The following is a 20,622-nucleotide window of genomic DNA, read 5'->3' as shown; positions in this document are numbered from 1 at the left end:
AATGCAAGCAAGGGACACTAGAATATCCCGCATGAACAACCGCCACCTGCTGCTCGCACTCGCCCTGCTCGCCGCCTTCTGGTTCGGCTGGGATCATCTGCGCCCGAACTTCAGCCCGTCGCATACGGTGCAGTACCAGCCGGACGGGGCCTACCGGCTGGGCCAATACCGCATCACCCCACTGCAGCCCTTCCAGCTCCAGGCTCGCGTACTGGGGCGCGAAATCTATCGCTACGACCGGGGCGCCGACGTTTCGCCCATCGACCTGGCCCTGGGCTGGGGGCCGATGGCCGACCCGCAGGTGCTCAGCCGTATCGACATCAGCCAGGGCAACCGCTGGTACCGCTGGCGCACCGCAGAATTCCCGATCAGCCGGCGCGACATCGAAGTCCACAGCGCCAACATGCACATGATCCCGGCCAATGCCGAGGTCGCCGCCGAGCTGGCGCGCGTCAAACCCGGCGAGCAGGTCGCCCTGAGCGGTCAACTGGTGCGGGTGGACGGCGACGATGGCTTCCAGTGGATCAGCTCACTGACCCGCGACGACACCGGCGAGGGCGCCTGCGAACTGGTCTGGGTCGAAAAGCTGGAGAGAATGAACTGACCACGCTTGCACTTGTCAGTGGCGCAGTATTCACTCGCAGCATCCTCAGCAAAAGGATTTGTCCATGCCCCGCTTGACCGCACTTGTCACGCTCCTTGGTGGCTTGATCTTCGCCGTGCCTGCATTGGCCGCCGATATCGATGCCGCCAAATACGCTTACCCGCTCACCAACCCCTTCGAAGCCACCATCGCCAGCACCCCGCCCGACCTGCGGCCCAAGCTGCCCAGCGATGAGCAGATCGACCAGGCCGACTACGACCTCAAGCTGCGCCCCGAACGCGAGTTCGAGCTGCCGGAAAACTTCTGGCCGGTGACCAAGCTGCGCTACCGCCTGGCCCGCCAGGATGGCCCTGCGCCGCTGATCTTCATCATCTCCGGCACCGGCGCCAACTACGCCAGCGGCAAGACCGAGGCCCTCAAGCGCCTGTTCTATGGCGCCGGCTATCACGTGGTGCAGCTGTCCTCACCGACCAGTTACGACTTCATGAGCGCCGCCTCGCGCGCTGCCACGCCCGGTATTTCCAGCGAAGATGCGGAAGACCTGTACCGGGTGATGATGGCCGTGCGCGCCCAGCACCCGGACCTCGAGGCCACCGAGTACAACCTCACCGGCTACAGCCTCGGCGGCCTGCATGCAGCCTTCGTCAGCAAGCTGGACGAGAGCCTGCGCAGTTTCAACTTCAAGCATGTGCTGCTGCTCAACCCACCAGTCAACCTGTACACCTCGGTGAGCAACCTCGACCGTCTGGTGCAGAGCGAGGCGCGCGGCGTCACCGACAAGACCACCTATTTCGAACTGGTGCTCGGCAAGCTGACCCGCTACTTCCAGCAGAAGGGCCATGTCGAGCTGGACGAGGCCTTGCTCTACGACCTGCAGGACTCCAAGCAGCAGCTCACCAATGAGCAACTGGCCATGCTGGTCGGCAGTTCGTTCCGCTTCTCCTCGGCGGACATCGCCTTCACCTCGGACCTGATCAACCGCCGCGGCCTGATTACCCCGCCGCAGTACCCGATCACCCAGGGCACCAGCCTTACGCCGTTCTTCAAGCGCGCCCTGCAGTGCGACTTCGAGTGCTACATGACCGAGCAGCTGATCCCGTACTGGCGCAAGAAATTCGACGGCGGCAGCATCGACCAGCTGGTCCAGCAGGTCAGCCTGTACGCCCTCGAGGACTACCTGAAAAGCAGCCCGAAGATTGCCGTGATGCACAACGCCGATGACCTGATCCTCGGCCCTGGCGATCTCGGCTTCCTGCGCCGCACCTTTGGCGAGCGGCTGACCGTTTACCCGCACGGCGGGCATTGCGGCAACCTCAACTACCGCGTCAACACCGACGCCATGCTGGAGTTCTTCCGTGGCTAAGCAATGGATTTCGAGCCAGGCGCTCGTGCTCGCCCTGATGTTGTGCAGCGGTCTGGCCCAGGCGGAGCCTGATGCCGACGGCTTCACCAACCCGCTGGAGCAACTCAACTTCAACCCGCACCTGAACCAGCACGAATTTGAGCGCGCCAGCCTCGATGCGCTGCAGGTCTACGACCCCTGGGAGTCGTGGAATCGCCGGGTCTACCACTTCAACTACCGCTTCGACGAGTGGGTGTTCCTGCCGGTGGTCGACGGCTACCGCTATGTCACCCCGCGCTTCGTGCGCAGCGGCGTGAGCAACTTTTTCAGCAACCTGGGCGACATCCCCAACCTGGTCAACAGCCTGCTGCAGTTCAAGGGCAAGCGCTCGATGAACACCACCGCGCGCCTGCTGCTCAACACCACCATCGGCATCGCCGGCCTGTGGGACCCGGCCACGCGCATGGGCCTGCCCAAGCAGAGCGAAGACTTCGGCCAGACCCTGGGCTTCTATGGCGTGCCGGACGGCCCGTACGTGATGCTGCCGCTGCTCGGCCCCGCCAACCTGCGCGACACCGGCGGCAAGGTGTTCGACTTCGTCGCCGAGGACCAGATCAACTTCCTCAACGTGGCCGAAGTCAGCAGCGACCACCCGGAGATCACTGCCCTGCGCGTGGTCGATCTGCGCCACACCACCAACTTCCGCTACGGCCAGCTCAACACGCCGTTCGAGTACGAGAAGGTGCGCTACGTGTACCGCGAGGCGCGCAAGCTGCAGATCGCCGAATAAGCGAAACGCATCGAGCAAGTCGATTGAAATGGCGCGAATTTCGCACCCATCCATTCAATCGACAGGGCTAGCATGGGCACATTCCAGATTCGGAGGTGCCCCATGACCCAGTTCCGCCAAGTCCTCGCCCAGCATATCGGCCAACCCGCCTCGGACGGCGCCGGCGTGCGCCTGACCCGCGTGTTCGGCGGTGCCGGCATAGAGCGCTTCGATCCCTTCCTGATGCTCGACGAGTTCGGCTCGGAAAACCCGGACGACTACATCGCCGGTTTTCCACCGCACCCGCACCGTGGTTTCGAAACCATCACCTACATGCTCGAAGGGCGCATGCGCCACGAAGACCATTTGGGCAATGTCGGCCTGCTGGAGAATGGCGGCGTGCAGTGGATGACGGCGGCACGCGGCATCATCCACAGCGAAATGCCGGAACAGCAGGAAGGCGTGATGCGCGGCTTCCAGCTGTGGCTCAACCTGCCCAGCCAGGACAAGCTCGGCGCCGCTGGCTACCGCGACTATGCCCCCAGCGAAATCCCGCGCCTGACCAGCGCAGGCGGCGTGGCGGTCAGCGTGATCGCCGGTCACTTCGACGACGGCCAGGTGCAACAGGCCGGCGCCGTGCAGCGCCCACAGACCCAGCCACAGCTGTTCGACCTGCACCTGCCAGCCGGCAGTCGCATCAGCCCGCGCCTGGCCGATGGCCAGCGCGTGCTGCTGTATGTCTACGAGGGCGAACTGGCGGTGAACGGCCATACCGTCGGCAAGGGCCGTTTGGCCCGACTGAGCGACAACGGTGCTATCGAGATGGGCAGCGCGGCGGGAGCACGGGGGCTGCTGATCGCCGGCACGCCCTTGAACGAACCCATCGTGCAATACGGGCCGTTCGTGATGAACAGCCGTGAGGAAATCGAACAGGCGCTGCGGGATTTTCGCGATGGTGTACTGACGGAGGCCTGAGGCCGTGTGGCGTGTCACAGCGCCGCAGCGGTGGATAAGCAGAGCGTTATCCACCCTACCCCGCCTGAACCTCGCGTAGGGTGGAAAACTGCGAAGCATTTTCCACCGCACACGCGCCCATCGATCAACTCAGGCCGAGGCGGACTCCGCCAAGGCCAGGCCGAGGAAGCGGATCAGCGCGTCCTTCTGCGCCATTGCATCCTGGTAACCCAGTTCGATCAGTTCGTTGCAGTAGCCGGGCTCGAACAGCAGGTAGCTGAGCACCCCTGCGCCGCTTGCCTTGGTCGCCCCGGAGCCACGCAGGAACAGACGCATGGACTTGCTCAGCTCATGGCGATGGCGTGCGGCAATCTGGTCCAGCGGCTGGCTCGGCGAAATCACCAGCACCTCCACCGGTTTCAGCCCCAAGCCACGCGGATGCAAGCCGGACGGCACCAGGCGGCTCATGTGATTGAGTCGCTCGAGCGTCTCGATATCGCCCTCCAGGCTGTCGATGAAGGTGCTGTTGAGCATGTGCCCACTGATTTGCGCCAGGGTCGGTGGCTTGCCGCTGCGCGGTCGCACCACCTGCTGATTGGCGCCATGGCCAACCGGATTACCGCTGACCCCGACCACCAGCACGCGGTTGGCGCCCAGGTGCAGGGCCGGGCTGATCGGAGCCGACTGGCGTACCGCGCCGTCACCGAAGTATTCGCGATTGACCTTCACCGGCGGAAAAATCAACGGGATCGCTGCACTGGCCAGCAGATGATCCAGGCTCAGGCGCGTCGGCACGCCCACCCGGCGATGACGAAACCAGGGGTCGATGGTCGCGCGCCCCTGGTAGAAGGTCACCGCCTGGCCGCTCTCATAACCGAAGGCAGTCACCGCCACCGCGCGTAACTGGCGCATGCGCACAGCGGCGGCGATCCCGGAGAAATCCAGCTCGCGCTCGAGCATGGTGCGCAGCGGCGAGCTGTCGAGCAGGGCCACCGGCAGGTCCGCACCCAACCCCAGCATGCTGTGGCCAATAAAGCGCCCCGCCTGGCGCAGCACGCCCGGCCAGTCGGTGCGGTAGACCTGATCGGAATGAAAGTTCTGCCAGACCTGGGTCAGGCGGCGGATCGCTTCGGTGAAGTGCAAGGCGCCACAGGCCAGGCCGACCGCATTGATCGCCCCGGCCGAGGTGCCGACGATGACCGGAAAAGGATTGTGCGCCGCATTCGGCAACAGGTCAGCAACGGCGCTGAGCACGCCAACCTGGTAGGCCGCCCGGGCCCCGCCACCGGAAAGAATCAACCCGGTCACGGGTGCGTCGGAGCGGTCGGCTTGCGTCATGAACAATCCCCAGTGGTCTTTTCGCCAGTATAGGGGGCGCCCATCAGCGCCGCTTCGCGTACAGCGCCGGCTCACCCTCGGGGCGGGTCTTGAAACGCCGGTGCGCCCAAAGGTATTGCTCGGGGTGCTGGCTGACCGACTGCTCGATCCACTGATTGATACGCAGGCAATCGGCCTCTTCGCTGTCGCCAGGGAAGTCGCTCAGCGGCGGATGCACCACCAGGCGATAGCCCGTGCCGTCCGCCAGGCGCTGCTGGGTGAACGGCACCACGCGTGCCTTGCCCAGGCGGGCGAATTTGCTGGTGGCCGTGACCGTGGCCGCCTGAATGCCGAACAGCGGCACGAAGATGCTCTGTTTGGGGCCGTAGTCCTGGTCCGGCGCATACCAGATGGCGCGCCCGTTACGCAGCACCTTGAGCATTGTGCGGATATCTTCGCGCTCGATGGCCGTGGCGTCGCTGTTGTGGCGTTCGCGGCCGCGGCGCTGAATGAAATCGAAGACCGGGTTGTTGTGTTCGCGGTACATGCCGTCGATGGTCTGGCGCTGACCGAGCAGCGCCGCGCCGATTTCCAGGGTGGTGAAGTGCAAGGCCATGAGGATCACTCCCTGCCCCTCGTCGCGAGCCTGCTGCAGGTGCTCCAGGCCTTCGATATGCGCCAGCTTGGCCAGCCGCGGCTTGGCCCACCACCAGCTCATGGCCATCTCGAAGAAGGCGATGCCGGTAGAGGCGAAGTTCTCTTTCAGCAGTTTCTCACGCTCGCCCGCCGACAGCTGCGGGAAGCACAACTCCAGGTTGCGCCCGGCAATCGCCCGGCGCGAACCGGCCACCCGGTACATCAGCGCGCCGAGTCCGCGCCCCAGGCCCAGCAGCAGCGGATAGGGCAGCTGCACCATCAGCCAGAGCAGCCCCAGCCCCAACCACAACAGCCAGAAGCGCGGATGAAGGAAATAGGCACGAAATTGCGGGCGTTCCATGAATGATTCCGGGCAAAGATTCAAACCGCGCATTCTACAGAAGTCCTCGCGGCTTGCGGCCGGGAAGGCTTCTCGTTATAAGTCCTCGCCATCCCACCGCATGAACAGACCATGAGCCAAGCCGACCTCCTCGACCAAGACCCCGTGTTCCAGCTCAAGGGCAGCATGCTGGCCATCACCGTGCTGGAGCTGGCGCATAACGATCTGGAGCGTCTGGACCGGCAGCTGGCCGAGAAAGTCGCCCAGGCCCCCAACTTCTTCCAGAACATCCCCCTGGTGTTGGCGCTGGACAAGCTGCCGGAAGGTGAAGGCAACCTCGACCTGGCCAAGCTGATGGAGCTGTGCCGCAACCGTGGCCTGCGCACCCTGGCCATCCGCGCCAACCGCGAAGAAGACATCGCCGCCGCCAACGCCCTCGACCTGCCGGTGCTGCCGCCTTCCGGCGCACGGGAAAAACTGGTCGAGCCTGTGGAGACGCGCAAGAAGGTCGAAAAACCGGAAAAGCCCGCCGAGCCGACGGTCAAACCAACCAGGATCATCACCACGCCGGTGCGTGGCGGCCAACAGATCTACGCCCAGGGCGGCGATCTGGTGGTCCTGGCACCGGTCAGCGCCGGGGCGGAACTTCTCGCCGACGGCAACATCCATGTGTACGGCCCCATGCGCGGCCGTGCCCTGGCCGGGGTCAAGGGCGACGGCAAGGCGCGGATTTTCTGCCAGCAGATGGGCGCCGAACTGCTCTCCGTGGCCGGCCAATACAAGACCGCCGAAGACTTGCGCCGCGATCCGCTATGGGGTCAGTCGGTACAGGTCAGCCTGTCGGGTGACGTGTTGAACATCACCCGCCTTTAACGGATACTGCGGCCAATTTTCAGGGACCAAAAAGGCATCCGGAAGCCAGTATTTGCGGCTTCGGAGTGCCCGACCTTTTCATATATTTGGGGTGAATCACCTTGGCCAAGATCCTCGTAGTCACTTCCGGCAAGGGTGGCGTGGGTAAAACCACCACCAGCGCCGCCATCGGTACCGGCCTCGCCTTGCGCGGCCACAAAACCGTGATCGTCGACTTCGACGTCGGCCTGCGTAACCTGGACCTGATCATGGGTTGCGAGCGCCGCGTGGTGTACGACTTCGTCAACGTCATCAACGGCGAAGCGACCCTGACCCAGGCCCTGATCAAAGACAAACGCCTGGAAAACCTCTTCGTGCTGGCTGCCAGCCAGACCCGTGACAAAGACGCGCTGACCAAAGAAGGCGTGGGCAAGGTCATCGACGAGCTGTCGAAGAACTTCGAATACGTCATCTGCGACTCCCCGGCCGGTATCGAAACCGGTGCCCACCTGGCCATGTACTTCGCCGATGAAGCGATTGTCGTGACCAACCCGGAAGTGTCCTCGGTACGTGACTCCGACCGCATGCTCGGCCTGCTGGCGAGCAAATCGCGCCGCGCCGAACAGGGCCTGGAGCCGATCAAGGAGCGTCTGCTGCTGACCCGCTACAACCCGGAGCGTGTGACCAAGGGCGAAATGCTCGGCGTGGAAGACGTCGAGGAAATCCTCGCCATCAACCTGCTGGGCGTAATCCCGGAATCCCAGGCGGTGCTCAAGGCATCCAACCAGGGCGTCCCGGTGATCCTCGACGAGCAAAGCGACGCCGGCCAGGCCTACGGCGATGCCGTTGACCGCCTGCTGGGCAAGGAAGTGCCGCATCGCTTCCTCGATGTGCAGAAGAAAGGACTCTTGCAGCGGCTGTTTGGAGGCCGGGAATGAATATTTTTGACTTCTTTCGCGAGCGCAAGAAGGAAACCCCTGCCTCGATCGCCAAAGAGCGTCTGTCGATCATCGTCGCCCACGAGCGCGGCCAGCGCAGCCAGCCGGACTACCTGCCGGCCCTGCAGAAAGAACTGGTCGAGGTGATCCGCAAGTACGTCAACATCGAGCAGGATCAGGTGCACGTTGCGCTGGAAAACCAGGGCAGCTGCTCCATTCTTGAACTCAACATCACCCTGCCGGATCGGTGAAAGCTACTGCGCTCGGTGATGCTGCGTTGAAATCAGGCTCAGACAGTGGCTTGCCACTGAGCGCCCAAGGGGCGACCCGCAAGGGCGAGCAGAGCGAGTAATGCTCATTTACGGCATGTAAACTCCGCTTCTTCGCCTGATTTCGCCTTGCCTGACCTTCGCTCGCTACGCTTTCACTGCACTGATGTTGAACAATGGCGGCCTTAATGGCCGCCATTTCATTTTGGGTCTCCTATGCCGCTGTCGAATGTCGAAATTCTCCACCAGGACCCTGCCCTGCTGGTGATCAACAAGCCCACCCTGCTGCTCTCGGTGCCCGGCCGCGCGGAAGACAACCGCGATTGCCTAGTGACCCGCCTGCAGGAAAACGGCTACCCGGAGGCGCGCATTGTCCACCGCCTGGACTGGGAAACTTCCGGCATCATCGTCCTCGCCCGCGACGCCGACAGCCACCGCGAGCTGTCCCGCCAGTTCCACGACCGCGAAACCGAGAAGGCCTACACCGCTCTGTGCTGGGGCCAGCCCGAACTAGACAGCGGCAGCATCGACCTGCCGCTGCGCTACGACCCACCGACCAAGCCGCGCCATATAGTCGACCACGAGCAGGGCAAGCACGCCCTGACCTTCTGGCGCGTGCTGGAGCGTTGCGGTGACTGGACCCGCGTGGAGCTGACGCCAATCACCGGCCGCTCGCACCAGTTGCGCGTGCATATGCTGTCCATCGGCCACCCGCTGCTCGGCGACGGCCTGTACGCCCACGAACAAGCCCTGGCCGCCTGGCCGCGTCTTTGCCTGCATGCCAGCATGCTCAGCCTGACCCACCCGCAAACCGGCGAGCGCCTGCGTTTCGAGTGCTCGGCGCCGTTCTGACCGCTGCCCCTGTAGGAGCGGACTCCCGCAAGAGCTTCGCGAGCAGAGCTCGTTCCTACAGGCTGCTAATCCCAGGCGTCATGGATGCGCATCCGGGCTCCTTTCCCCAAGCCAGTGCGATAAACTCGGCCATCGTTGTCTGGAGTCCGTTATGCGCGCCGAGCTGAATCAAGGCCTGATCGAGTTCCTCAAGTCCTCGCCTACCCCCTTCCACGCCACCCGCAGCCTGGCCCAGCGCCTGCAAGCCGCCGGCTACAAGGCACTGGACGAGCGCGAGCCGTGGCAGACCGAGCCGGGCGGGCGCTACTACGTGACCCGCAACGACTCCTCGATCATCGCCTTCCGTCTCGGCCATCGCGCGCCACTGGACGGCGGCCTGCGCCTGGTTGGCGCGCACACCGACAGCCCCTGCCTGCGCGTCAAGCCGCAGCCCGAGCTGCAGCGCCAGGGCTTCTTCCAGCTTGGCGTGGAAGTCTACGGCGGCGCCCTGCTCGCGCCGTGGTTCGACCGCGACCTGTCGCTGGCCGGGCGCGTAACCTTCCGCGAGGGCGGCAAGGTGCAGAGCCAGCTGATCGACTTCGAACTGCCAATCGCCATCGTCCCCAACCTGGCCATCCACCTCAACCGCGAGGCCAACCAGGGCTGGCCGATCAACCAGCAGAACGAACTGCCGCCGATCCTCGCCCAGCTCGCCGGCGAAGAGCGCGCCGACTTCCGCGCCCTGCTCGCCGACCGCCTAGCCAGCGAGCATGGCATCGCCGCCGACGCGGTACTGGACTATGAACTGAGCTTCTACGACACCCAGTCCGCAGCCGTGATAGGCCTCAACCAGGACTTCATCGCCGGCGCGCGCCTAGATAACCTGCTGTCCTGCTATGCCGGCCTGCAAGCGCTGCTGAATGCCGAGGGTGATGAAAGCTGTGTGCTGGTGTGCACCGACCACGAGGAAATCGGCTCCTGCTCGGCCTGTGGCGCCGACGGCCCGTTCCTCGAGCAGGTGCTGCGCCGCGTGCTGCCGGATGGCGATGCCTTCGTGCGCACCATCCAGAAATCCCTGCTGGTATCGGCCGACAACGCCCACGGCGTGCACCCCAACTACGCCGACAAGCACGACGCCAACCACGGTCCCAAGCTCAACGCCGGCCCGGTGATCAAGGTCAACAGCAACCAGCGCTACGCCACCAACAGCGAAACCGCTGGCTTCTTCCGCCACCTGTGCCTGGCCGAGGAAGTGCCGGTACAGAGCTTCGTGGTGCGCAGCGACATGGGCTGTGGCTCGACCATCGGCCCGATCACCGCCAGCCAGCTCGGCGTGCGCACCGTGGACATCGGCCTGCCGACCTTCGCCATGCACTCGATCCGCGAACTGGCCGGCAGCCATGACCTGGCCCACCTGGTCAAAGTGCTCGGCGCCTTCTACGCCAGCCCGGAGCTGGCGTAATGGCCCTGGCGATATTCGACCTCGACGAAACCCTGATCCACGGTGACTGCGCCAGCCTCTGGTGCCAGCACATGGCCGACTTGCAGTGGGTCGATCGCGAGTCCTTTCTCGGCCGGGAAGAGGAGCTGATGGCCCTCTACGCCGAAGGCAAGCTGGCCATGGAAGACTACATGGCCTACACCTTGTCGCCCCTGGTAGGCCGTACCCCGGAAGAAGTGGATTACGTGGTCGGCCCCTTCGTCGAAGACGTGATCGAACCGATCATCTACAGCGACGCCATGCGCTACCTGGCCAAGCACCGCGCGGCCGGCGACCGCCTGCTGGTGATCTCCGCCTCCGCGCATTTCCTGGTCAGCGCCATCGGCGAACGCCTGGGTGTCGAAGAGGTGCTGGCCATCGACCTGGAGCAGCAACATGGCTGCTACAGCGGCCAGACCTCGGGCGTGTTGACCTACCGCGAAGGCAAGGTGCAGCGCCTGCAAGACTGGCTGGCCAGCGAAGGCGAAAGCCTGGATGGCGCGCACTTCTACTCCGACTCGCGCAACGACCTGCCACTGCTATCGCTGGTCGAACATCCCCACGCGGTCAACCCCGACCCGACGCTCAAGGCCCACGCCGAGCAGCAGGGCTGGGAAATCCTCAGCTGGAAGTAACCTGCCCGCCGCTGTAGGCGCGAGCGCTGCTCGCACCTACAGCGGCGCACGCATGCCTATCAGGCCAGGCTTTCGTCGATCACCAGCACCAGCTTGCCGGACACCTGGTTGCTCGCCAGCGCGACAAATGCCGCATCGGCATCTTTCGCCGCAAATGCCTGCTCAAGCTGCGGCTTAAGACGCCCCTCACCGAACAGCGGCCAGACATGCTGCGCCAGGTCAGCCAGCAGATCGGCCTTGAACTGATCATCGCGATTGCGCAGGGTCGAACCGATCAACTGGATGCGTTTGCCCAACAGCAAGGCCATATCCAGCTGAGCCTTGCTGCCTCCCATCAGGCCGATATTCACCCAGCGCCCATCGCGCGCCAGCAATTGCAGATTGAGCTCGGCATAGCCGGCGCCGACCGGGTCGAGAATCACATCGAACGGGGCAAAGTCGCGCAGGCTGTCAAGGCTCTCGCCGCGTAATGCTCCGCCCTGGGCACCGAGGCCTTCGCAGTAGGCCAAGCGCTCGGCCGAACCCACGCTGACCCAGCAAGGGTTGCCGAATGCCTTGCACAACTGGATCGCCGCCGAGCCCACGCCACTGGCGCCAGCATGCAGCAACACCTTCTCGCCCGGTTTCAACCCGGCCAGCTGGAACAGGTTGAGCCAGGCCGTGGCATACACCTCGGGCAACGCCGCCGCTTCGATCAGCGACACACCCTCGGGCACCGGCAGGACATGGCTGGCATCGACCACCACTTCCTCAGCCATGCCGCCACCGGCGAGCAAGCTGCACACCCGGTCACCCACCTGCCAGGCGCTGCCCGCGCCCACTTCGCTGATTACCCCGGAACATTCCAGGCCGAGAGTCTGGCTGGCACCTGGCGGCGGTGGGTACAGACCACTGCGCTGCAGCAGATCGGCCCGATTGAGACCGGCCGCCGCCACCCGAATGCGGACCTGCCCCACATCGCAGACAGGACTGGGCTCCGCACGCCACTCCAACTGCCCCTCAACGCCTTGCAATGCCTTCATGCTGCCTCCATAGTGAGTTGAGCCCCCGGCACGCCAAGGCCCGGGGAAGACAGCCGCATCAGTTTTTTGCCGAGGCGGGAACAGTATTTTCTGCTCCCGGGCCTGTAATACTGACGCCGTCTTCCCGCTGACCGCTGGCCGCCGGGTTTCTGCATTAGCGCCGCCAGGCTCGCATGGAACCGGCGCCCGAACATACGGCCTAATATGCGTTATCAACTGCCATCGCGTCGAATCACTATGCAGCGTTTCCTTCCCAGTACCGCACTCGCCCTTCTCATCGGCCTCCAGGCCTTGCCGGCTGCCGCCAAGACGGGCCCGGAGAGCTGGGAATATCTGCAACCCGACCGTGAGCAGGTGATTGCCAGCCTCAATGTGGTCGAACTGCTCAAGCGCCATCACTACAACAAACCGCCGCTGGACGACTCCCGCTCGGTGAAGGTGTATGAGGGCTACCTGAAGATGCTCGACCCGGCGCGCAGCTACTTCACTGCCGCTGATATCGCCGAGTTCAACCAATGGCAGAAGAAGTTCGACGACTTCCTCAAAGGTGGTGATCTGGAGCCCGGCTTCAGCATCTACCGGCGCTACCTGCAACGCGCCCAGGAACGCCTGGACTACTCCCTCGGCCTGCTCGACAAGGGTGTCGATCAGTTCGATTTCAGTGTCGATGAAAGCCTGCTGGTGGACCGCGAGAAAGCCTCGTGGGCCAAGGACAACGCCGAACTGGACGACCTCTGGCGCAAGCGCGTGAAAGACGAAGTCCTGCGCCTGAAAATTGCCGGCAAAGAGCCCAAAGCGATCCAGGAACTGTTGACCAAGCGCTACAAGAACCAGCGCTCGCGTCTCGACCAGACCAGCGGCGAGGACGTGTTCCAGGCCTACGTCAACGCCTTCGCGCAGACCTACGACCCGCACACCAACTACCTCTCTCCGGACAGCGCGGAGAACTTCGACATCAACATGAGCCTGTCCCTGGAAGGCATCGGAGCAGTGCTGCAGAGCTCCAGTGAGTACGTTCAGGTGGTGCGCCTGGTGCCGGCCGGCCCGGCGGAAAAGAGCAAGCAGGTTGCCCCAGCGGACAAGATCATCGGCGTCGCCCAGGGTGACGGCGAAATGGTCGACGTGATCGGCTGGCGCCTGGATGAAGTGGTCAAGCTGATTCGCGGTCCGAAAGGCTCCAAGGTACGCCTGGAAGTGATTCCGGCCACCAACGCACCGAGCGACCAGACCACCAAAGTGGTCAGCATCATCCGCGAAGCGGTGAAGCTGGAAGAACAGGCCGCACAGAAGTCGGTACTCAAGCTCAAACACGAGGGCCACGACTACAAGCTCGGCATCATCAAGGTCCCGGCCTTCTACCTGGACTTCAAGGCGTACCGCGCCCAGGACCCGAACTACAAGAGCACCACCCGCGACGTGAAACGCCTGATCGGCGAGCTGAAGAAAGAGAAAGTCGACGGCCTGGTCATCGATCTGCGCGACAACGGCGGCGGCTCCCTGCAGGAAGCCACCGAGCTGACCGGCCTGTTCATCGACCAGGGCCCGACCGTACTGGTGCGCAACAGCGATGGCGAAGTCGACGTGCTGGCTGACGAAGACCCCGGCGTGCTCTACGACGGCCCGATGGCCGTACTGGTCGATCGCCTGTCCGCCTCGGCTTCAGAGATTTTCGCCGGCGCCATGCAGGACTACCACCGCGCCCTGATCCTCGGCGGCCAGACCTTCGGCAAAGGCACCGTGCAGACCATCCAGCCGCTCAACCATGGCGAGCTGAAACTGACCCTGGCCAAGTTCTACCGGGTTTCCGGGCAGAGCACCCAACACCAGGGCGTGCTGCCGGATATCGCCTACCCGAATACCGTCGACACCAAGGAAATCGGCGAGAGCGCCCTGCCCGAAGCCATGCCGTGGGACAGCATCAAGCCGGCCATTGGCCCGGAGAACAACCCGTACAAGCCGTTCCTGGCCGAGCTGACCAAGCGTCACGACGCGCGCACCCAGAACGATCCGGACTTCGTCCTGACCCGCGAGCGCCTGTCCCTGGCCCAGGAGCTGATGAAAGAAACCACCGTCAGCCTCAACGAGCAGAAGCGCCGAGCCCAGCACGCCAGCATCGAAGCCCGTCAATTGGCCCTGGAGAACGCCAACCGCACCGCCAAGGGCCAGGAGCCGCTCAAAGAGCTGAAAGAAGAAAGCGACGACGAGGTGCCCAAGGAACCGGAGAAAACCAAGCCGGAAGACGACGCCTACCTGAGCGAGAGCGGCCACATCCTGCTCGACTACCTGGGCCTGCAAACCTCGGTTGCCAAGCACTGACCGTCATTAAAGCGTCATAGCGCTGTCGTGAAATAAGGGGCCGGTAGCAATACCGGCCCCTTTGTTTTTATCGAGAGCCACCATGACCGTCACCGAGCAGTTGAGCGCATTGGGCCTGATCCTCGCTCACGGCGACCTGCACAGCCTGTTTCAACCCATCGTCTCGCTCTCCGAGCGACGCATCCTCGGCTACGAGGCGCTGACCCGCGGCCCGTCCAACAGCCCATTGCACGCCCCTATCGCCCTGTTCAGCGTGGCCCGCAACGCCGGCCGCCTGAGCGAGCTGGAGCAGGCTGCGCGCAAGAGTGCCTGCCGACGCTTTCGCGAGCTACAACTGGGCGGCAAGCTGTTCCTCAACGTCTCGCCGGAATCCCTGCTGGAACCCAGCCACCAGCCGGGGCGCACCCTCAAGCTGCTGCAGGACCTCGGCATCTCGCCGGATCAGGTGGTGATCGAGTTGACCGAGCAGGCACCCATCGACGACTTCAGCCTGCTCGACACCGCCCTGCACCACTACCGCGCCATGGGCTTCTCCATCGCCCTGGACGACCTCGGTGCCGGCTATTCGAGCCTGCGCCTGTGGTCGGAACTGCGCCCGGACTACGTGAAGATCGATCGCCACTTCATCGATGGCATCCACCTCGACGCGGTCAAGCGCGAGTTCGTCGGCTCCATCCTGAAAATGGCCAAGGCCTCGCGCGCGCAAGTGATCGCCGAAGGCATCGAACTGGTCGAGGAACTGGCCGTACTCATCGAGATGGGTGTGGACCTGGTCCAGGGCTACCTGCTCAGCCGTCCGCTGGAACAACCGCCGCGGGATGCGCACAAACTGCTGCCGCGCCTGGACGGCATCGCCACCCCACTCAGCGAAGACAGCGTCGACCTCAGCGCGCTGCTCAACGAGCAACCGGCCGTAAGCCAGGGCACCGCCACTGCCGAGGTGCTGGAAGCCTTCCGGGCCCAGGCCAACCTAAACTCCCTGGCCGTGCTCGATGAGCTGGCCCAGCCGGTCGGCATCGTCCATCGCTACTCGCTGTCGGAAGCGCTGCTCAAGCCATTCGCCACCGACCTGTTCGCGCGCAAGCCGATCAGCCGGCTGATGAGCACGGACTTCCTCGCCGTGGACATCGGCCAGTCGCTGCAACAGGTCAGCCGCCTGCTCACCAGCCGTGCGCGCCAACGCATGGAAGAAGACTTCATCATCACCCAGCACGGCCGCTACCGTGGCCTGGGCCGCGTGATTGACGTACTCAAGCTGATCACCGAACGCAAGATCCAGCAGGCCCGCCACGCCAACCCGCTGACTCTGTTGCCCGGCAATGTGCCGATCCAGCAGTGCCTCACCCGCCTGCTGCAGCAAGGGCGTGAGGCCGTGGTGTGCTACGTGGATATCGACAGCTTCAAGCCATTCAACGACCTCTACGGCTACGCCAAGGGCGACGAAGTGCTGCTGTGCCTGGCGCAGTGCCTGAACGAGCGAGTCGATCCCAGCCGTGATTTCGTCGGCCATATCGGCGGCGATGACTTCCTCCTGGTGCTCGGTTCGACAGACTGGCGCAAACGCCTCAACCACTTGCTGGAAGACTTCCAGAGCCAGTGCCGGCGCTTCTATCACGACGAACACCTACAGGCCGGCTGCTTTGTCGCGCACAACCGCCAGGGCAAGCGCGAGGAATTTCCGCTGCTGTCACTGTCGATTGGTGTGGTGCATCTGCATCCGCAGAGCTGTGCGCAGCTGGATGCCAGTCAGTTGGCCGGGTTGGCGTCGGAGGCCAAGCGCCATGCCAAGGCGGTGCCGGGCTACAGCCTGCACATCCTCGATACGCTCAGTCTTTCCGCGTGAAGCCCAGGGTCTCCGCGCGCTGAGCAAAGCGCTCGGCGAGAACGCTGTCGGCAGCCAGGCCGGGGCCGCCCTCGCGGTAGAGCGTCGCCAGTCGCTGTGCCGCGAGCGGATGACCGGCATCGGCGGCCAGCCCCCACCAGCGCGCGGCCTCGGCCGCATCAGGTGCCTGCCGCGTATCACCGGCCAGGCAGGCCAGGCCGACCTGATAGGCCGCCTTGCCCTCGCCATTGCTGGCCGCCAGCCGCAGCAGGCGCAAACCTTCCTCGCGTGCGCCGAAGCCCTGGCCGCGGAACAGCAGGATATGTCCGTAGAAGCTCTGTGCAGAGACGTCGCCGAGTGCGGCCATGCGGGCGTATTGTCCCTGCATCCAGGCCCACGCACGTGGCTGCTGCAGGAGCCAGCGCCAGTGAAACATGCGTCGGGCAGCCCAGTAGCCCAGGCGCGCCCGCAGCGGCCAAAGCACTCAGATTTCCTCGGGGTAGGTGAACTCGAAGACTCGCGCCACTTCTGCCGCATGCCAGGAGGCCGCGGCGATACCATCGGAAGGGCCGCTGAAACGCCCGAGGCGAGTGGCGCATTCGAAGAACCCGGTACGCGGCAGGCGACTGGCGCCCTGGCTGATCACCAACGCACTGCGCAGGGGCCGTTCGCCTTTGGCATCCAGTGCGGCCAGGTGCTCCAGGGCAGCGGTCAGGGTCTGCATGGCCGGGGTCGGCAACTGCAGGCGCTCGACCAGAGCCCGATAGGTCAATAGGTGACGTTGACGGCGGGCATCTTCCAGCTCGGTGAGCAGGGCCTGCCAGTGCTGGCGATGGATGCGCACACTCAAGAGTCTTGCTCCCAACCATCGATGCCGAGGGTGAACGCCAGGGAACGGCGAATCGCCGCATCCGGCTCGCGCTCGCCGCTCTCGATCATGTTCAGGTAGTGCGGGCTGATGCCCACTGCCCGGGCCAGGTCGGCCTGGGCCATGCCGCGCGCTTCACGCAGTGCGCTCAACTCACTTAGAGACGGCGCAGTCGCAGTCGCGGTATTGGCAGCCGCTGGAGCAACCGCCAGGGTCGCAGGCGCACGACCGGCAGCCTGCAGCAGCGCCTGGTACTCGGCCCAGGGCAGCACGGCGTATTCCGCCTGGCCTTCGCGCATGATCACTTGCACGCTCATTACTACTCTCCGTGGACAGCAGCGCCGCTGAGTACGGCGCTCTCCCTTGCAAGACGCCATCTTAACAGCCTGCTCCACGGATAGGACACGACCACTACACAGCCATGCAACGAGCGCCTAACGCTGGTGCACCTCGTCCTCGCCGGGGAGTTTCTCGATGCGCGACAGCGCCTGGGCGCCCTGCTGTTCACGCCACACACGATAGGCCTGCAACTCGCTATCCCAGGTACGCAGCACCCAGGCCAGCACGGCCAGATCATCGAGCAGCCCGACGCCGAGCAACCAGTCCGGCACCGCATCGAGCGGCATGAGGAAATACAGCAGGCCGGCAACAATGCTCAGCAGGGCCTGCGAACCCAGCGCCCGGTATTCACCGCGCCACCAGGCAACGCACAGCCCGAGAAGTAGGTCGAGATCCTCGCGCAGGCGACCGACCCGACCATCCTTTAGCGGCATCTTGCGAGATACCGCCAGCAGCAATGAAGGCAATCGCCCACCGGCGAGCAAGCGCTGCGCCAGGGCGAGGTAACGCGTCATATTCTCAGGAATTGCCATGCAAACTCTCCGTCATGCCGCATGCCTGCTGGGCTCGCCAATGTTATCCACCAAGCCTGTGGATAACCCTGTGCACAGAGTCGTGACAGCTCTGGCAAACGCCCACGCCACGCGGCCCCGCAACAGATCGGGCGTTTTTTGCTCAAGAACAAAAAACATTAAAAATCAGCTACTTACTGACCGAGCATTGCTCAGGAAAACTGTAACAGTCGGGACAAGGCAAGTAACCCGCACGATGTGCATAACCGTAACACCCGCGCAGTCCATACCCCTATTCAGACTGCCAGGTCGCACCGGGGTTCGCCCGCAGAAACGACAACGCCCCGACTGGCGGGGCGTTGTTGATCAGGCAGCAGGCTCTTATTGAGCAGGAGCGGCAGCCGGATCCTTGATGGCGATCAGTTCCAGATCGAAGACCAGGACCGAGTTGGCCGGAATGGTCGGGCTCGGGCTCTGCTCGCCGTAGGCCAGCTCACTCGGGATGTACAGTTTGTACTTCTCGCCAACGTGCATCAGTTGCAGGCCTTCGACCCAACCTGGGATTACACCACTGACCGGCAGATCGATCGGGCTGCCACGCTCAACGGAGCTGTCGAACACGGTGCCATCAGTCAGCTTGCCTTCGTAGTGAACGGTCACTACATCGGTAGCTTTCGGCTGGGCGCCGTCGGTTTTCTTCACGACTTCATATTGCAGGCCGGACTTGGTGGTAACCACGCCTTCCTTCTTGCCATTCTCTTCGAGGAACTTCTTGCCGGCCTCGGCCGCTTTATCGTTCAGCGCCTTCATGCGCTCTTCGGAACGCTTCTGCAGGAAGGAGAACGCTTCAGCCAGCTCTTCGTCCTTGATCTGCGGATCTTTCTTCGCCATGGCGTCTTCGATACCCAGCGCAACAGCTTTCGGATCGAGATCGTCCATGCCTTCGCGGGACAGGCTCTTGCCCATGTTCAGGCCGATGCCATAGGAAGCTTTCTGCGCCGGAGTCTTGAGCTCCACAGTGCTGGTCTGCGAGTCGCAACCAGCCAGTACCAGGCTTACCAGAGCAACCGCAGCCGCAAGACGATGTTGTTTCATGCTTGATCCTTGTTATAGCCGCGATGGGCCGGGGGGAGTGCGCGAGCTTAGCAGTCTGCGCCAAGCACTGGCTACGGCACAGTAGGAACCACGCAAGCGCGATTAGTTCATACGTCATCGAGAGAAAATGGGCACGCTGATATTGCCGACGGTAAATCGCGGGCAAAAAAAAACGACCTTTCGGTCGTTTCTTCCAGTCTTGGTCTTCAGTCTAACCAAGGCTTATGTATGGCGCAGCGGACGGGACTCGAACCCGCGACCCCCGGCGTGACAGGCCGGTATTCTAACCGACTGAACTACCGCTGCGCGTAACCTCGTGGAGCGAGATGGTGGGTGATGACGGGATCGAACCGCCGACCCTCTGCTTGTAAGGCAGATGCTCTCCCGGCTGAGCTAATCACCCTTCACTCTCGAAGTGGGGCGCATTCTAGACAGCGACCCGAACCTTGGCAAGCTCTTTTTTAAAAAGAATTTTCAGCAGTTCCAAAGGCTTAGGAGAACGGGGGCTGCTCGTCATTTTAAGCAGCAGATGACTCGACTGCAGCTTGGACAATCCGCCCCGGCGGAGAATAATGCGCGCTTTGCGCAATTGGAGAGTCAGCCCCATGTGGTTCCGCAACCTGCTTGTCTATCGCCTTACTCAGGATCTGCCCTTCGATGCCGAGGCGCTTGAGGCTGCACTCGCCACCAAACTGGCCCGTTCCTGCGCCAGCCAGGAACTCACCACCTACGGCTTCATCGCCCCGTTTGGTAAAGGCGAGGACGCTCCTCTGGTACACACCAGCGGTGACTTCCTGCTGGTTGCCGCGCGCAAGGAAGAACGCATCCTGCCGGGCAGCGTGGTGCGCGATGCACTGAAGGAAAAGGTCGACCAGATCGAAGCCGAACAGATGCGCAAGGTCTACAAGAAAGAGCGCGACCAGCTCAAGGACGAGATCATCCTGTCCTTCCTGCCGCGCGCCTTCGTCCGCCGCTCGGCTACCTTCGCCGCCATTGCGCCCAAGCTCGGCCTGATCCTGGTCGACTCGGCCAGCGCCAAGCGTGCCGAAGACCTGCTGTCGACCCTACGTGAAGTACTCGGCTCGCTGCCGGTGCGCCCGCTGTCGGTGAAGATGGCGCCGACCGCGACCATGACCGATTGGGTCAAGTCGCAACAGGCCGCGCCGGACTTCTTCGTACTCGACGAGTGCGAGCTGCGCGACACGGCCGAAGACGGCGGCGTGGTGCGTTGCAAGCGCCAGGACCTGACCAGCGAGGAAATCCAGTTGCACCTGTCCGCCGGCAAGCTGGTTACCCAGTTGTCCCTGGCCTGGCAGGACAAGCTGTCCTTCGTCCTCGACGACAAGCTGGTGGTCAAGCGCCTGCGCTTCGAAGACCTACTGCAGGACCAGGCCGCGCAGGATGGTGGCGACGACAACCTCGGCCAACTGGATGCCAGCTTCACCCTGATGATGCTGACCTTCTGCGACTTCCTGCCGGCGCTGTTCGAAGCCCTGGGCGGCGAGGAAGTCCCAGAGGGTATTTGACCCTTCAGACAATTCTCGCAACACCTGCCAGGGCCCGCTCATCCCGGTGAGCTTGCCCTGTGCAGTGGTATGTGCAAAATAACGCACAACGCAAGGACGACCTTGCAACTCCTTTCGAGTGACCATCCGGGACGGCCCGCAATTCCTTAGCTGTA

At 63.6% G+C, this 20,622-nt stretch carries 21 protein-coding genes and 2 tRNA genes; 13 read left to right on the top strand and 10 right to left on the bottom strand.

The window, feature by feature from the left end:
- The first annotated feature begins 31 nt into the window (after positions 1–31).
- From H3H51_RS12270 to H3H51_RS12255, 4 genes are all read left to right on the top strand, one after another.
- Positions 32–604 carry a hypothetical protein gene (locus H3H51_RS12270; RefSeq protein ID WP_183089312.1) on the top strand — a complete coding sequence of 191 codons (573 nt, stop codon included), beginning with the start codon at positions 32–34 and terminating at the stop codon, positions 602–604.
- Between the two features lie 64 nt (positions 605–668).
- Positions 669–1,967, top strand: a complete 1,299-nt coding sequence (locus H3H51_RS12265; protein ID WP_183089311.1) for an alpha/beta fold hydrolase family protein — start codon at positions 669–671, stop codon at positions 1,965–1,967.
- Positions 1,968–1,974: 7 nt separating this feature from the next.
- The gene (locus tag H3H51_RS12260; RefSeq protein ID WP_407926500.1) at positions 1,975–2,736 is read left to right on the top strand and encodes an MlaA family lipoprotein; all 762 of its coding nucleotides are present in this window, start codon (positions 1,975–1,977) and stop codon (positions 2,734–2,736) included.
- Positions 2,737–2,838: 102 nt separating this feature from the next.
- Positions 2,839–3,690: a pirin family protein gene (locus tag H3H51_RS12255; RefSeq protein ID WP_183089310.1), complete on the top strand. Its 852-nt coding sequence runs from the start codon at positions 2,839–2,841 to the stop codon at positions 3,688–3,690.
- Positions 3,691–3,819: 129 nt separating this feature from the next.
- On the opposite strand, the gene H3H51_RS12250 is transcribed toward H3H51_RS12255, so the two are convergent.
- Together H3H51_RS12250 and H3H51_RS12245 are read right to left on the bottom strand one after the other, a co-directional pair.
- On the bottom strand, positions 3,820–5,007 hold the full coding sequence (locus H3H51_RS12250; protein WP_183089309.1) for a patatin-like phospholipase family protein: 1,188 nt from the start codon (positions 5,005–5,007) through the stop codon (positions 3,820–3,822).
- Between the two features lie 43 nt (positions 5,008–5,050).
- Positions 5,051–5,983: a lipid A biosynthesis lauroyl acyltransferase gene (locus tag H3H51_RS12245; protein ID WP_183089308.1), complete on the bottom strand. Its 933-nt coding sequence runs from the start codon at positions 5,981–5,983 to the stop codon at positions 5,051–5,053.
- A 111-nt stretch (positions 5,984–6,094) separates the two neighbouring features.
- On the opposite strand from H3H51_RS12245, the gene minC reads away from it, so the two are divergent.
- The 6 genes from minC to H3H51_RS12215 all read left to right on the top strand — a co-directional run bounded on the left by minC (position 6,095) and on the right by H3H51_RS12215 (position 10,967).
- Positions 6,095–6,835: a septum site-determining protein MinC gene (minC, locus tag H3H51_RS12240; RefSeq protein ID WP_183089307.1), complete on the top strand. Its 741-nt coding sequence runs from the start codon at positions 6,095–6,097 to the stop codon at positions 6,833–6,835.
- 101 nt (positions 6,836–6,936) lie between these two features.
- Positions 6,937–7,752: a septum site-determining protein MinD gene (gene minD / locus H3H51_RS12235; protein ID WP_183089306.1), complete on the top strand. Its 816-nt coding sequence runs from the start codon at positions 6,937–6,939 to the stop codon at positions 7,750–7,752.
- Positions 7,749–8,003 (top strand): cell division topological specificity factor MinE, encoded by a 255-nt coding sequence (gene minE, locus H3H51_RS12230; protein ID WP_183089305.1) that lies wholly within the window; start codon positions 7,749–7,751, stop codon positions 8,001–8,003. The genes minD and minE overlap by 4 nt, the downstream gene beginning before the upstream one ends.
- Positions 8,004–8,237: 234 nt before the next feature.
- Complete coding sequence (locus H3H51_RS12225; RefSeq protein ID WP_183089304.1) at positions 8,238–8,873, top strand: RluA family pseudouridine synthase; 636 nt, start codon at positions 8,238–8,240, stop codon at positions 8,871–8,873.
- A 151-nt stretch (positions 8,874–9,024) separates the two neighbouring features.
- Positions 9,025–10,314: a M18 family aminopeptidase gene (locus tag H3H51_RS12220; protein ID WP_183089303.1), complete on the top strand. Its 1,290-nt coding sequence runs from the start codon at positions 9,025–9,027 to the stop codon at positions 10,312–10,314.
- Positions 10,314–10,967 carry an HAD family hydrolase gene (locus H3H51_RS12215; protein WP_183089302.1) on the top strand — a complete coding sequence of 218 codons (654 nt, stop codon included), beginning with the start codon at positions 10,314–10,316 and terminating at the stop codon, positions 10,965–10,967. Before H3H51_RS12220 ends, H3H51_RS12215 begins: the two co-directional genes overlap by 1 nt.
- Positions 10,968–11,026: 59 nt before the next feature.
- Here H3H51_RS12215 and H3H51_RS12210 read toward each other — a convergent pair whose 3' ends face one another.
- Positions 11,027–11,989: an NAD(P)H-quinone oxidoreductase gene (locus H3H51_RS12210; RefSeq protein ID WP_183089301.1), complete on the bottom strand. Its 963-nt coding sequence runs from the start codon at positions 11,987–11,989 to the stop codon at positions 11,027–11,029.
- Positions 11,990–12,226: 237 nt separating this feature from the next.
- Between H3H51_RS12210 and H3H51_RS12205 the strand changes: the two genes are divergently transcribed.
- Positions 12,227–14,305 carry a carboxy terminal-processing peptidase gene (locus tag H3H51_RS12205; RefSeq protein WP_183089300.1) on the top strand — a complete coding sequence of 693 codons (2,079 nt, stop codon included), beginning with the start codon at positions 12,227–12,229 and terminating at the stop codon, positions 14,303–14,305.
- Between the two features lie 82 nt (positions 14,306–14,387).
- Entirely contained in the window at positions 14,388–16,148 is a 1,761-nt protein-coding gene (locus tag H3H51_RS12200) for a bifunctional diguanylate cyclase/phosphodiesterase (protein ID WP_183089299.1), read from the top strand.
- Here H3H51_RS12200 and H3H51_RS12195 read toward each other — a convergent pair.
- From H3H51_RS12195 to H3H51_RS12165, 7 genes are all read right to left on the bottom strand, one after another.
- Positions 16,132–16,563 carry a sel1 repeat family protein gene (locus H3H51_RS12195; RefSeq protein ID WP_183089366.1) on the bottom strand — a complete coding sequence of 144 codons (432 nt, stop codon included), beginning with the start codon at positions 16,561–16,563 and terminating at the stop codon, positions 16,132–16,134. The genes H3H51_RS12200 and H3H51_RS12195 overlap by 17 nt on opposite strands.
- 48 nt (positions 16,564–16,611) lie before the next feature.
- Entirely contained in the window at positions 16,612–16,977 is a 366-nt protein-coding gene (locus H3H51_RS12190; RefSeq protein WP_183089298.1) for a hypothetical protein, read from the bottom strand.
- Complete coding sequence (locus H3H51_RS12185; protein ID WP_183089297.1) at positions 16,974–17,312, bottom strand: helix-turn-helix transcriptional regulator; 339 nt, start codon at positions 17,310–17,312, stop codon at positions 16,974–16,976. The genes H3H51_RS12190 and H3H51_RS12185 overlap by 4 nt, the downstream gene beginning before the upstream one ends.
- A gap of 117 nt (positions 17,313–17,429) precedes the next feature.
- Entirely contained in the window at positions 17,430–17,867 is a 438-nt protein-coding gene (locus tag H3H51_RS12180; RefSeq protein WP_183089296.1) for a YkvA family protein, read from the bottom strand.
- Between the two features lie 360 nt (positions 17,868–18,227).
- The gene (locus H3H51_RS12175; RefSeq protein WP_183089295.1) at positions 18,228–18,941 is read right to left on the bottom strand and encodes an FKBP-type peptidyl-prolyl cis-trans isomerase; all 714 of its coding nucleotides are present in this window, start codon (positions 18,939–18,941) and stop codon (positions 18,228–18,230) included.
- A gap of 229 nt (positions 18,942–19,170) precedes the next feature.
- Positions 19,171–19,247, bottom strand: a tRNA-Asp gene (locus tag H3H51_RS12170).
- A 21-nt stretch (positions 19,248–19,268) separates the two neighbouring features.
- A tRNA-Val gene (locus H3H51_RS12165) sits at positions 19,269–19,344 on the bottom strand.
- 202 nt (positions 19,345–19,546) lie between these two features.
- Between H3H51_RS12165 and rdgC the strand changes: the two genes are divergently transcribed.
- The gene (gene rdgC, locus H3H51_RS12160) at positions 19,547–20,467 is read left to right on the top strand and encodes a recombination-associated protein RdgC (protein WP_183089294.1); all 921 of its coding nucleotides are present in this window, start codon (positions 19,547–19,549) and stop codon (positions 20,465–20,467) included.
- Positions 20,468–20,622: the final 155 nt, after the last annotated feature.

Source organism: Aquipseudomonas ullengensis (assembly GCF_014174475.1).
GTDB classification, from domain to species: domain Bacteria; phylum Pseudomonadota; class Gammaproteobacteria; order Pseudomonadales; family Pseudomonadaceae; genus Aquipseudomonas; species Aquipseudomonas ullengensis.
This window is presented reverse-complemented; position numbering and strand designations above follow the sequence as displayed.

Coding starts and splice junctions, on each gene's coding strand:
- H3H51_RS12225 (WP_183089304.1), top strand. CDS start 8,238: ATGCCGCTGTCGAATGTCGAAATTCTCCACCAGGACCCTGCCCTGCTG.
- H3H51_RS12270 (WP_183089312.1), top strand. CDS start 32: ATGAACAACCGCCACCTGCTGCTCGCACTCGCCCTGCTCGCCGCCTTC.
- H3H51_RS12195 (WP_183089366.1), bottom strand. CDS start 16,563: ATGTTTCACTGGCGCTGGCTCCTGCAGCAGCCACGTGCGTGGGCCTGG.
- minE (WP_183089305.1), top strand. CDS start 7,749: ATGAATATTTTTGACTTCTTTCGCGAGCGCAAGAAGGAAACCCCTGCC.
- H3H51_RS12250 (WP_183089309.1), bottom strand. CDS start 5,007: ATGACGCAAGCCGACCGCTCCGACGCACCCGTGACCGGGTTGATTCTT.
- H3H51_RS12200 (WP_183089299.1), top strand. CDS start 14,388: ATGACCGTCACCGAGCAGTTGAGCGCATTGGGCCTGATCCTCGCTCAC.
- H3H51_RS12180 (WP_183089296.1), bottom strand. CDS start 17,867: ATGGCAATTCCTGAGAATATGACGCGTTACCTCGCCCTGGCGCAGCGC.
- H3H51_RS12265 (WP_183089311.1), top strand. CDS start 669: ATGCCCCGCTTGACCGCACTTGTCACGCTCCTTGGTGGCTTGATCTTC.
- H3H51_RS12205 (WP_183089300.1), top strand. CDS start 12,227: ATGCAGCGTTTCCTTCCCAGTACCGCACTCGCCCTTCTCATCGGCCTC.
- H3H51_RS12215 (WP_183089302.1), top strand. CDS start 10,314: ATGGCCCTGGCGATATTCGACCTCGACGAAACCCTGATCCACGGTGAC.
- H3H51_RS12185 (WP_183089297.1), bottom strand. CDS start 17,312: ATGAGCGTGCAAGTGATCATGCGCGAAGGCCAGGCGGAATACGCCGTG.
- minC (WP_183089307.1), top strand. CDS start 6,095: ATGAGCCAAGCCGACCTCCTCGACCAAGACCCCGTGTTCCAGCTCAAG.
- H3H51_RS12175 (WP_183089295.1), bottom strand. CDS start 18,941: ATGAAACAACATCGTCTTGCGGCTGCGGTTGCTCTGGTAAGCCTGGTA.
- H3H51_RS12210 (WP_183089301.1), bottom strand. CDS start 11,989: ATGAAGGCATTGCAAGGCGTTGAGGGGCAGTTGGAGTGGCGTGCGGAG.
- H3H51_RS12245 (WP_183089308.1), bottom strand. CDS start 5,983: ATGGAACGCCCGCAATTTCGTGCCTATTTCCTTCATCCGCGCTTCTGG.
- H3H51_RS12255 (WP_183089310.1), top strand. CDS start 2,839: ATGACCCAGTTCCGCCAAGTCCTCGCCCAGCATATCGGCCAACCCGCC.
- H3H51_RS12220 (WP_183089303.1), top strand. CDS start 9,025: ATGCGCGCCGAGCTGAATCAAGGCCTGATCGAGTTCCTCAAGTCCTCG.
- rdgC (WP_183089294.1), top strand. CDS start 19,547: ATGTGGTTCCGCAACCTGCTTGTCTATCGCCTTACTCAGGATCTGCCC.